Origin of the sequence: Anditalea andensis, from assembly GCF_000714815.1 — a bacterium.
GTDB lineage: Bacteria > Bacteroidota > Bacteroidia > Cytophagales > Cyclobacteriaceae > Anditalea > Anditalea andensis.
The window spans coordinates 91,357-103,415 of sequence record NZ_JMIH01000023.1 but is presented as its reverse complement, the minus strand read 5'-3'; the positions used below and the strand labels follow the sequence as shown (position 1 = coordinate 103,415).

The 12,059-nt window shown below is 36.6% G+C and carries 11 protein-coding genes; 2 read left to right on the top strand and 9 right to left on the bottom strand.

What is annotated here, in order from left to right; all coding sequences use genetic code 11:
• Positions 1-815: 815 nt before the first annotated feature.
• Positions 816-1,991, bottom strand: coding sequence for a baeRF7 domain-containing protein (locus EL17_RS15070; RefSeq protein ID WP_035075811.1), 1,176 nt, complete (start codon positions 1,989-1,991; stop codon positions 816-818).
• 126 nt (positions 1,992-2,117) lie between these two features.
• On the opposite strand from EL17_RS15070, the gene hpf reads away from it, so the two are divergent.
• Positions 2,118-2,426, top strand: a complete 309-nt coding sequence (hpf, locus tag EL17_RS15065; RefSeq protein ID WP_035075809.1) for a ribosome hibernation-promoting factor, HPF/YfiA family — start codon at positions 2,118-2,120, stop codon at positions 2,424-2,426.
• Positions 2,427-2,553: 127 nt separating this feature from the next.
• Here the strand turns inward: hpf and EL17_RS15060 are convergent, their stop codons facing one another.
• The 6 genes from EL17_RS15060 to lipB are packed head-to-tail and all read right to left on the bottom strand — an operon-like array spanning position 2,554 to position 8,304.
• Entirely contained in the window at positions 2,554-3,183 is a 630-nt protein-coding gene (locus tag EL17_RS15060) for a rhomboid family intramembrane serine protease (protein ID WP_035075807.1), read from the bottom strand.
• Position 3,184: 1 nt separating this feature from the next.
• Entirely contained in the window at positions 3,185-4,177 is a 993-nt protein-coding gene (locus tag EL17_RS15055; protein ID WP_035075804.1) for a polyprenyl synthetase family protein, read from the bottom strand.
• Positions 4,170-6,326 carry a ribonuclease R gene (gene rnr / locus EL17_RS15050; protein WP_035075803.1) on the bottom strand — a complete coding sequence of 719 codons (2,157 nt, stop codon included), beginning with the start codon at positions 6,324-6,326 and terminating at the stop codon, positions 4,170-4,172. Before rnr ends, EL17_RS15055 begins: the two co-directional genes overlap by 8 nt.
• Positions 6,327-6,368: 42 nt before the next feature.
• Positions 6,369-7,124 (bottom strand): 3'-5' exonuclease, encoded by a 756-nt coding sequence (locus tag EL17_RS15045; protein WP_035075802.1) that lies wholly within the window; start codon positions 7,122-7,124, stop codon positions 6,369-6,371.
• A gap of 11 nt (positions 7,125-7,135) precedes the next feature.
• Positions 7,136-7,537, bottom strand: coding sequence for a hypothetical protein (locus tag EL17_RS15040; RefSeq protein ID WP_035075801.1), 402 nt, complete (start codon positions 7,535-7,537; stop codon positions 7,136-7,138).
• Between the two features lie 8 nt (positions 7,538-7,545).
• Positions 7,546-8,304 (bottom strand): lipoyl(octanoyl) transferase LipB, encoded by a 759-nt coding sequence (gene lipB, locus EL17_RS15035; protein WP_035075800.1) that lies wholly within the window; start codon positions 8,302-8,304, stop codon positions 7,546-7,548.
• Between the two features lie 89 nt (positions 8,305-8,393).
• On the opposite strand from lipB, the gene EL17_RS15030 reads away from it, so the two are divergent.
• Positions 8,394-8,750, top strand: a complete 357-nt coding sequence (locus EL17_RS15030) for a YraN family protein (protein WP_035075799.1) — start codon at positions 8,394-8,396, stop codon at positions 8,748-8,750.
• A 44-nt stretch (positions 8,751-8,794) separates the two neighbouring features.
• On the opposite strand, the gene EL17_RS15025 is transcribed toward EL17_RS15030, so the two are convergent.
• Both EL17_RS15025 and EL17_RS15020 read right to left on the bottom strand, forming a co-directional pair.
• Entirely contained in the window at positions 8,795-10,690 is a 1,896-nt protein-coding gene (locus EL17_RS15025; RefSeq protein ID WP_164675103.1) for a polysaccharide biosynthesis protein, read from the bottom strand.
• Between the two features lie 487 nt (positions 10,691-11,177).
• Positions 11,178-12,014, bottom strand: a complete 837-nt coding sequence (locus tag EL17_RS15020; protein WP_035075796.1) for a toxin-antitoxin system YwqK family antitoxin — start codon at positions 12,012-12,014, stop codon at positions 11,178-11,180.
• Positions 12,015-12,059: the final 45 nt, after the last annotated feature.

Genomic DNA, 12,059 nt, shown 5'->3' with positions numbered 1-12,059 from the left:
CCTCTACCTGATCAGTATCCGGTAGGGAAGAAAAGCTAGGGGAAAAATACAGACCATTTTCTTATAGTTATTTTTTCCTTTCAAGGTTGGAGTTAATCCTGATGCTGTTACAATCACTTGCTAGCACTGAAATTTAAGTGTCTCCATTATTGATGTAATCCAAAAAAGACTTTTGATCTTTATAGATTTAGCTACGCTCTGATAAACCACCTAGCCTTTCGCTCAATCTCCTTTAGCTATAATTATACCATTTATCGGGATCAAATATGGAGATGTATAAGCATTTACTTTTTATAGTTTTGATAAATCATCGATTATGTAAAAAAGTATTTGATTCCAGGTTTATATTTTCAATAAAAAAGCCTACCTGCTGTTTGTTACCTTGATCAAGTCCCAGGATTTACGACCAAAAATTTCTCGATATCCTGCAAAAAGTGCAGTTCTTTTAAGCATAATTTTTGACTTAGTGTCCCAATAGTCGATAAGGGTAAATTTACTGTTGGGAAAATTAATTGTCTCACCGGATATGGCTTTTCTGTAGGAAGCAGGTGCGATGTTACCCCTATTTTAATCTTCCTCCCGGGTCATTCGATCCTTACCTAGTGGTTTGACTAAAAGTATTTACTTGCCGTAAAAACAATTAAAGTAAAACCAAGCTCCTTCTAATAAAAATCTATTGTTATTGATTTGCCTTTTCAGATTGGATATGACCATCTTTCATCAATTACAATTCGTTTATTTAATATCCTGAGTTATCAGTTATAGAAAAAGCGGGCCTATTATCCCGCTTTTTCTATAGTTATAATTGAACAGTTTTAAAGTTCATATCGCAGTGTTCCTGCTATAAGGGTGTCTTCCGGCATATTCTCCGAATCTACCATATATACTTTTCCACCATTTTCTTTTACTTTAACTGCTGCCAGGTCTATCAGACAATGATTGTCTTCATTGGCGCTGTCATCAAAATTGACCTTAAAATTTTCTTCATCAAACGTCCCCCAAAGATGTTCGTGATTTTTGTTTACCAAAAGTGTGTCTACACCACCGGTAATAGAGGCTTTGATCAGCTTGGCGTTGTCATTGGATATGGCCAGGTTTTTTGAAGCTTTAAAGCCAAAATCTTCTTTACGGGAAACCCTCTCTTTTTCAAAATATGGTTCCGCTACCTTCCAGGCTTTTTCATGAAGTTCTCTCAGGTCATCTGCTTTATTATATTGGGCCCCGCTTACGTGACCCTCCTGAAGGTGGTTGTATTTGCTAGCCTGTCTGAAGAGCGGGATCAGATAATCTACCCCTGCAATATATAACGGCAATGGGTTCTTATTTAATATCGGTTCAAGCATGTTAGTCATTCTATGGAAATAATTCAGAATGGTAACCTTTTTCTCCTCATCAGATCCTTTGGCATGTCCATGGTGCATTACTCCTGCATTGCCTACGCCACCTTGTCCCTGAAGAGATGCCTGGTTTTCATCCCGCTCTTCTTCTTCTGTAAAAGATACTGCTACAGCTACTGGGTCTATTTCAATTTCATCTATCGTATTTTTGGTAGCTTCAAATAACCGGATTCTGTCCAGGTTGAGGTATAATAGATAAAAGTGGCCATCGCCTGTTAGTTGTGGCAAAATGGGGATTAGAAAGGGTCTTTTACCCGCAAAATGTAAGCTTTTTGGCAAATGAATGGGAACTCTATAGTACTCCACTTCACCGTCTGCAATGAAAAATGCTAACATATCCGAATTGTGCTTCCAGAATTCATAATCCTCCAAAAGATCATACCCGGGTTTTAAAAATGCTTTGGCTTCTTTTTCCTCCAGTCCACATTTACTTTTCAGCTCTATTTCTGTTTCCTGTAACTGGTTCTTAAAGTTGGTTTTGTCTGATTGGTAACTGTCTGTACTTTGCTTATTGGTAGGTATATAAATGGATACTATACAGTTTCCTGTTTTTTTGGCAAGATTTTCGAATTGGGTTCTATTAAAGATTTCCATATAAGATGAAATTTTGGTTAGAAATATAATATGTCCAAAAAATAAAATTGGATTCTAATAAGTTAAACAAAAACCCTGCCTATAAAGGTTTAATATAAATAGTACTTTTAATTTAAAAACTTAGATATGAATTACACAGAAAATTACAAAGGGATTAAAGTAGATATCCAGTCGGTGGATATGAATGTCGGCGATTCGGTTCAGCAGGAAGTACGTTCTTGTCTGGATAAGCTGTTACGCTTTACCCCTGAAATTATATGGGCCGATGTCTATTTCAAAACCGAAGGATCTGGTAATACCAATAATACCGTAGGGATGAAACTGGGAGTTCCGGGCAATGATGTATTTGCCGAAGACAACGGTGAAAATTTAGTGCCCATGCTAAAAAGTGTCACAGACAAACTAGTAAGGCAACTGCAGAAAAATAAAGGATAACCTACCTTTATTAGGATTCCTTTAATACATTTGCTTAAAATTAAAAGGCTGCCCACCTTGGAGCAGCCTTTGATTTTTTATACTTAACTATTTAGATCGTATGGAGACAATAGGGCACTACCATCATTTAAAATGGCCTATAATGAATAATCTGTTCGTAAAAGCTGACGGCAGATTGGGGAGTAAGGATAAAAATGAATAAAATACCAAAAAGTGCTCCGTATAAATGAGCATCATGGTTGATACCATCCTTATCCTGCATACCTTTCACCACTGAATATATTAAAAATAATATGCCCAAGATAAATCCAGGAAGGCATAGAATTCCGAATATGCAAATATTAGATAGCGGTACTAACATAATGCTTGCAAAAACCGTAGCTGAGACTCCTCCAGATGCTCCTAATGCATGATAATGAGGATTGTTTTTCTGCTTTATATAGGTGGGGATATCGGAAATGATAATGGCAATTAAGTAAAATAGAACATAGACTAAACCACCGGTAATCTGCCCCATATAATATTCCAGAAACTCTTCAACCATGTTACCGAAAAAATAGAATGTGAACATATTAAACAAAAGATGGGTACCATCTTTATGAATAAAACCACTTAATATAAATCTATCTAATTGATTTTCGGTTCTGATATGATAAGGAGTAAACATCCATCTTCCCATCATTTGAGGATTTCGGAAGGCTAGAAAGGATGTTACACAGGTGAGGGCAATAAGTATTATAGTGATAGATATGTCCATCTTATTTTTCTCTGTTTATTAAATCTTCCGTCAATTGAATTAATTGCTGAAGAACAGCTGGATTATTGACCTGGATAGCAGAAAGTTGATCAAAACCATTTTGGAAATAAGAGGCCATCTTTTTTTCTGTCAGTGGTTTTATATTTAATTCATCATAGATAGCAGTAACTTCTTTTACTTTTTTTTCATTGTCTACCGCCTGCATTTTCATGAAGCTAGAAAGCAATAGTTTTTGGTGGCTATTTGCCAGTTCTTTCGCTTTTATCAATAAAAATGTTTTTTTATTGGACATGATATCTCCTCCTACCTGTTTTCCAAACTTTGCTTTGTCTGCATATACATCCAATAGGTCATCTTTTAATTGAAAGCCTATACCTATATTGACACCGAAATTATAGAGACTTTGGGCGTCATGATCAGACGCACCTGCCAGTAGTGCCCCAAATTCCAACGAAAAACCCAGCAGAACGGCAGTTTTTAGCTTGATCATTTCAATGTAGTCATGTTCTGATACATCTTCTAGCTGTTCGAAGGTCATATCCAGCTGCTGTCCTTCACAAACTTCAGCTGCGGTTTTATTGAATTTTTTCAGGATGGAGGGGAGTATTATAGGGTCAATTTCTAATAACATGTCATAAGCCTTTACCAGCATCACATCACCTGATAGGATGGCGGTATTGGCATTCCATTTTTCGTGGACCGTTTGCTCACCTCTTCTTAGAGGTGCTTTATCCATGATATCATCATGCATTAGGGTGAAATTATGGAATACTTCAATAGCCGTAGCAGGAGTAAGGATACTTTTGTAATCTTGCTTATAGAGAGAGTAAGCAAGAAGGGTAAGCAAAGGTCTGATCCTTTTGCCTCCCAGGTTCATGATGTAGGAGATGGGCTGATATAACTCTACGGGGTACTCGCCATAATGGAACTGCTTCAGGTGGTTTTCTAAATTCTCCATCAGCAGTCGGGTATTAAATTCTTTTATATTACTCATCCTTTGCAAATTCCAAGTCAATGGTTCTTCTATCAATATCCGTATTGACTACACGGACTTTAACCTTGTCACCAAGGGTTATCATTTTTTTATTTTTGGAGCCGATCAGGCGCATGTGTTTTTCATCAAATTCATAATAGTCATCGTTGAGTGTTTGTAACCGGATCATCCCTTCACATTTAGTTTCAGTAATTTCTACAAAGATACCCCATTCTGTAATACCGGAAATTATTCCTTCGTAATCTTTCACTTCAGCAAGGGCCATAAACTCTACCTGTTTATATTTAATGGAAGCTCTTTCAGCATCAGAAGCCCTTTTTTCCCTTTCAGATGAATGCACACTTTTATCTTCCCATGGTTCTTTGTCAGGAGATTTGCCCCCATCTAGATAGTGCTGCAGTAATCTGTGTACCATCATGTCCGGATATCTACGGATAGGGGAGGTGAAATGCGTATAGTGTTTAAAAGCTAGGCCAAAGTGTCCTTTTGGTTCAGTGGTATATTTTGCTTTGGCCATACTTCTTATGGCTAACTGCTCCAACACATTTTGTTCAGGTTTACCCTGAATATCTTCCATGAGCTTATTCAGTACAAAGGAAATCCTATTTTCTTCATCCAGTTTAACTTCGTGCCCAAATTTAATGGCAAAGTTAGAAAAGGTGTTTAACCTTTCCATATCAGGATAATCGTGAGTCCGGTATACAAAGGTGTCGTTCCCTTTATTTTTATTATATATAAATTCAGCTACGGTTCGATTGGCAAGAAGCATAAATTCTTCTATCATCTTATGGATGTCTTTTCGCTCTTTGACCATAAGCCCGATCGGAGTTCCATCCTCTGCCAGTTTAAATTTCACTTCTACAGTTTCAAAGTTGATGGCACCTTTTTGAAACCGCTTTTTACGTATTTTTTTTGCCAGGTTATTTAATATGATCAGTTCTTCATAGAAGTCTCCGGACTGTGCGTCTATATTGGCTTGGGCATCTTCATAGGCAAATCTCCTGTCAGAATGTATTACTGTCCTGCCGATCCATTGTTTATGTACCTCCCCATTTTCATCCAATTCAAATACGCAGGAGAAGGTTAATTTGTCCTCGTTGGGCCGGAGAGAACACAGCCCGTTGCTCAATCTTTCCGGCAGCATAGGAATAGTCCTATCGACCAGGTATACGGATGTAGCCCTGTCCAGCGCTTCTTTTTCGAGCAAGGTTTTAGGCTTTACGTAATGTGTAACATCTGCTATGTGGACGCCTATTTCCAAATGTCCATTGTCCATTTTCCTATAGGAAATGGCATCGTCAAAATCTTTGGCATCTGCCGGATCGATGGTAAACGTTGTGATGCTTCTAAAGTCTTTTCTTTCCGAGATTTCTTTGTCAGTAATTTGGTCACTTATTTCCGCAGCTTCATGTTCCACCTCTTCGGGATAGTCAAAAGGCAATCCGAATTCTGCCATAATAGAATGGATTTCTACCTCATGATTTCCGGCTTCACCCAGCACTCGAGTTACTACTCCGGTGGGGTTTTTATCTTCATTTCTCCATTCTGTCATTTTAACCACCACTTTCTGGTTATGCTCCGCTCCCAGCAGGTCACTCTTTTTAATGAAGATATCGTGATGCATCTTTTTAAAATCAGCCACTACAAAGGCAAATCTAGGCGAAATTTCTATCCTACCAACGAATTCGTCACGTGATCGCTCCACCACTTCCAGTACCTTGCCTTCTTGCCTTCCCGATCTTCCCTTGTTTGGATAGACCATTATCCTTACGGTATCTCCGTCTAGAGCGTTTTTTAGGTCATTTTCCTTGACTTGGATATCTGTAGGATAACGCTCCCTGTCTTCTGGTATGATAAAGGCAAACCTTGGGTTTACGTAATCTACTCTCCCTGTGATGAATTCTGGATCTTTGGTGGAGGAATACATATTGCGTGGACTTTTACTTACTGAACCAGCTTTTACCAGTTGCTGTAATATAGGCTCCACATTATTTTTGGAAGCTGGATTTCGTAATTCCAGCTTTTTTATCATTTGTTTGGATGAATATTCTTCACCATAATTGTTATCCAAAAAATTAAGGATGGTTCTTGCTAACTGTGAAGAATCCATTACTTTTTCGCCTTTATTTTTTCCTGTTTTTCTTCCCATAAAAATTTATTGTTTGGTTTTATAATATAAAATCGAAGCACCTTATTCTGCTTCGGGTGATGAGGGATCTTTCTCTTGATCCAGATTTACTATTTCAATTTGTAAATCTGAAGGAAGTCCTTGATAAGCCAGATATAAGCGGGCAGTCACTTCGACATCCCTTAGGCAGTATAGCCTTATAGTATCTAAACCTTGATCCTTATAATAAGTTTCATTGACCTGACTTCCATCAATGTCTTCTTTTGAACTGGCAATTCCAAATAAGGCAGCTAAAAGTTCAAGTCGAGTATAATGTTTATAATCGCCGAACTTCCATAGTTCCAAAGTATCTATATGTCTGATTTCCCAGGGTCGTTTGCCAGCCAGCTGAAGCACATCCGGTAAAGGGATCTGATTCACTAGCATTCGCCTGCATAAATATGGAAAATCAAACTCCTTTCCATTGTGCGCGCAGAGGGTCCATCTTTTCTTTTCAAGCAGTTCTCTAAATTGCCACAAAATTTCATTTTCTGAAGCAGCTCCAAAGGTCTTTGTACGAAAGTGTAACTTATCCTCATCAGGGTTGTATACATAATATCCAACACCCACACAAATCACCTGCCCAAATTCCGCATAGATTCCCCCTTTTTGGAAATAGGAATCTTCGGGTGAAATATTTTCATCTTTTATGATCTGCTGGTGTTTTTTTAGCCACTCAGATTGTAATCTGGTGTCCAGTTCTTCCAACCTTCCGGTCTGGGAAACTGTTTCTATATCCAAAAAAAGAATATTCCGCAGGTCACTGAAAAAATCCGCCATCTGATCATTTTTTATGAATGTAGCACTCCGTATAATCCTAATTCAGGTATATATATAATATTATCAGGTTCCATACTGCCTGCCACGAAGATAAATTTTTTATCAAATATTTGATCTAAGATATAATAACTTACCCAAAATTCATTTGTCAATGCAAATAAAGCCGGATCTATGGGTTCGATCTTCGCTATACTTTGTGCCTTCAGTTCCTCTATCATATGCCTAAGCGTGGAAGTTTTCTTTTCTTCGCCTTCTATAACACCATATCCTCTGGAGGTGACCATGAGGGTATGAAGTTCTATTAGATTAAGGTTAATGATATATACACTCCATTCAATTTTCCCGTTTACTTCTTCTTTGGCTATCGCCAGTTTCAGTCCTGTCACAGGATGAAATTCTATGTCTTTGATCATTTTTTTATTCAGTTCTCGTCCTGTCTGTTAGCTACTACGGGGGGCTCGGAATCAATTAATTCCATTTCAAACAATTCTGCCAAATGTTTCTTTACCCTGATCTTTGCTATTTCCATGTCAACTTCTTCTCCCAGCTCTTGTTGAAGGGATGTTACCGCTTTGTCAGATATACCACAGGGGATTATGTTGTTAAAATACGAAAGATCTACGTTTAAGTTGAATGCAAACCCATGCATGGTTACCCATCGGCTGGATTTTACTCCTAAAGCACAGATTTTTCTTGGGTTTTTCTTTTCGATATGATCAATCCATACTCCGGTAAGTCCATCTATACGACCTCCATCTATACCATAATCTTTCAGTGTAAGGATTATGGATTCTTCCAATAGCCGGAGATACCGGTGAATATCAGTAAAAAAATTATCAAGATCTAGAAGTGGGTATCCCACTAATTGGCCCGGACCATGATAAGTTATATCACCACCACGGTTTGTTTTATAAAATGTGGCATTTTTTTCCTTCAGTCCTTCCGTGTCTAATAGTAGATGCGTGGTATCTCCGCTTTTACCGAGCGTATATACATGTGGATGTTCAACGAATAGGAGATAATTGTCCGTGTTTTTATGACTTTCTTCAGGTATCTTTCTGTTTTCTATTTTCGTAGATACAGTCTCTGCAAAAAGTGCCTCTTGATATGCCCAGGTATCTTGATAATCTTTTAAACCAAGATCTATAAATTTTACTTTTTTATTTTTAAATTTATTCATGCTTAAGCTTGCATTGTGGTTGTAAAAGTGATCTGTATACGACTGATTACTGAAATTTTTGTCTTCCCAAAATTAAACAATTATTTACTATGGCACAGCATAATGATAGGGGGAATGAAGCCGAGCGTCTGGCTGCTGAATGGCTAGTGGCTAAAGGATATGAATTTATCCAGTCCAATTATCGGTACAGGCATGCAGAGATAGATCTGATCATGAAGTATAAGGGGATTCTGATTTTTGTAGAAATTAAATTTAGAAGTGGAACAGGGTATGGATTTGCAGAGGAGTTTGTGGATTACAAAAAAAGCGAACTTATAATTTCAGCGGCTGATCATTATGTCCATGAAAAAGACTGGCATAAGGATATCAGATTTGATATAATAGCAGTATATAAAGACCAGAAGGGGAATGTATCATTTAAGCATTTTGAGGATGCATTTTATTAGGTTATTTTCTTTTTGTAAGCTTTATATTTATCATCAGGATCAATCTAGTTCGATCGTTCATTTAATTCAATAAATTTATTATTACTGACGAAATCTGGAATTATACTTTTAAAATATTTGATAAGGGTAATGGGATTGTTCTGTTGTAAGATGTAGTCCAATTGTTCAATTTTCTCTTCTATACCTTCAAAGTTACTCTTTAAAGGGACTGCCAGAAAAATATCTTCATGTGTAGTGGGTAGAAGATATTCACTGTTTTTGTTATAAGTAGTAGGAGACTCTATAGGCCGGATGTTTTTATTATAATGTACTCTTAACTCACTTGTGATATTTTCGCCGCTGAGTTTTACGATTTTATGTACTAAATCTACCAATGTAATGCTGTTTTTTTTATCCATTACATAGGTTTCCCCTCCCTGACCAAGGATGCTTGAAGTAAGGATAAATTTTACTGTCTCGGCTAAAGAATAAAAAGATTTAGAAGTTTTAGGATGATGGATCAGTACGGGTTTACCTGATTTGATGTCTTTTCTGATACTGTGAATTTCATTGTCATTTAAGCCCAATATGTTTCCATGTCTGATGATGATGAACTTTGTTTTTTTCACTGAGAAACTTTTTCTGGCATTTACGTGCTGCACGTACATTTCGGCCAGGCGTTTAGAAGCAGCCGTTACTTCCCTTGGAGCTACTGCCTGCTCAGCACTTACTTGTATAAATCTGGACACTTCAAAGTCTTCTGACAGATCTACCAGGTTTTTGGTACCCATTATATGGATTTGAAGCGCTTCATCTGAATATACCTCCATAAATGAAGTTTCACTGAACAATGCGGCATTATATACCAAGTCGGGTCTAAATTCTTCAAATACCGTTCTGATCCTGCTTTTATTCCTAATATCTGCTATTACCGGAGTTATAGTAGTATTCAACTGGAGTGTCTGGATTCTATTTTCCAGAGCTGCTAAACCTTCTTCGTCCTGATCTATAAGTATAAGGTGTGCCGGGTTTAGGAATAAAAGCTGTCGGCAGATTTCCTGGCCAAGGTTTCCTGCTGCTCCGGCAAGTAAAATTGTCTGCTGATTGATGTATTGGTACAGGTGTCTGTCATTTAAAATAATTTGATCTTCTGCCAAATAATCTTCTACCACCACTTTTTTTATTCCTAGACTACCGACACTGTTTAAGGTCCAGGGATCTTTTATTTTAACGATACTGGGCCTGATACCAGCGGATATGCTTTGGTCTATAAATGACCTTTTTTCGGAAGATTTCAGGTTAGGTCCTAATATGATATCGGTAATATCATGTTTACCTACAATATTCTTTATTTCCATGGTACTTTCATAAATTGGTGCTCCCAAAATTTTCTGGCTTGGACGCACTGGAAACTCAGAGACGTAGGCTTTAATAAGGTGTAGTGGAAAGCCTAATTTTTGTAGTGTTCTTCTAGCAATGGATGAATGAGAGGGGTTTTCTATTATTAGGAACTTATGTTGTATAGAATCTTGATTATTCAGGTAATCGATGGCTTGCCTTATAGCCAATCTAAAAAAAAGCAAACCAAACAACGTAAAACCTAAGAGCATAGCCATAAATGAAAATTCTCCGCTGAAAAGCGGATAATCTACATAGGCTTTAGAAATAAAGTGGAAGAATAGAAACAGTGATATAGCAAGCATCAGAACTTTTATAGAACTGAAAATCTCTGATAGTATATTCTCTTCGGAACTGATAAGGTGATTTTTAAAAACGAAGGAAACGATAGTTGCCATTAAAGCAAACAAACTGCTGCCTAGCAAAAATCCAGAACTAAAAAAGTCTCCCAGATTAAAGTTTCCTACTATCAAATAGGAAAGGATGCCCGCATGTAGAAATATTGCGAAGTCCACCAAAAGGACCATCCATCCAGGCAAAACATTTAAGGAGCTTTTTATCACGGTCTAAGGAAATCAGTTTTAAGGTAATTAAAATTCTAAACGATATTGTAATATAATATTAATATATACGTGAAGATTTAAATATGGTTTTTCTAAGATTGCAATATGGTTTTTATTAGTTTGTAGTTTGGGCCATTTCCATAGTGCAGTCTGTTATGACTGATCAATAGTAAGGGTTTTTTGTGAGACAAAAAAGCATAAAAAATCGTGTTTTTGGCTTGAAAAGCAGTGTTATTTTTAAACTATACAAATTCTTGTTGATACCTTTGAAATTGTATTTTAAGACGACTTTTGGTACTTGAGATAAAATATAACTTTTTTTAACAAAAAAATAAAGTCGAATTAAATACTCAAATTCGCTTAAAGACTATGTGTTAATAAAAATATCAGTTTCCTTTTCCGCAGAAAAGGGGTTATTACTATAGTGTTATCTCTATATAAAATTGGATAAAAAAGATGCTGAGGATAGAAGGATATTGTATGTGGTTTAACTTTCTTTTTTGTAGACCAGGTTACCATCTTTGTCCCATTCTGCTCTTATGTAAGGAACAAAATTTTTGCTGTAGGGATTTTCTTGATACTGTATTTCTCTTTTTTTAATAGTTTTATTGTTCTTAGTATTCCAATATTCTGTCCAAAGCCCAACTTTTTCACCATAGTGGTATTCCCCTGTCACTGCAATTTGCCCATCTTCATAAAAATGGAAAAAATTTCCTTCTTCGAGTTCATACTCAATAGGAGTAACCATTTCTATTTTTCTATCAGCCCTATTATAATAGCTCACTCTTGAAGCTTTGGGCCATCCTTCTGAAAAATGGGACTTGTCTTGTAATATGTTTTTCGCATCATATTTCATCCATCTGCCATGTTTGGTACCGTAATAGTACATTCCGCTCTCTACTAGTACATCATCCACCCGCTTCTCATATGGGCCATGTAGCAAATATCCTTTTGATGGATCAAAATCACGGTTTCTTATGGTCTTATCTTTGGTTTCTACCCAGTATACATCTCTAATATAAGGGTCTACAGTTTTTTTTGCTGCGGTATAATGAAAAAATACAAAATGGGTCTGATTTCTAAGGGTTTGTCTTATATATGTTTTCTTAGTTTTTTCTCCAAAATAAATGTTCTTCTTTTTCTTTTTCTTCTTTTTTTTATCAGCTTTAGAAGTTTCATCTGGGTCCTTAAATAGTAGGGTAGGTGCAGTAGTAGGTAATAGTGAATGATTTACTATTCCAGAAGAATCTGGTTCATTATTTTGAGAATGAACAGTATAAGGAAATAAGAAAATTGCTAGAATAATTAACTTTACAAGTTTCATGCAAACATTAACGATAAATGGGAGGTAATATTATTAATAAGCCTA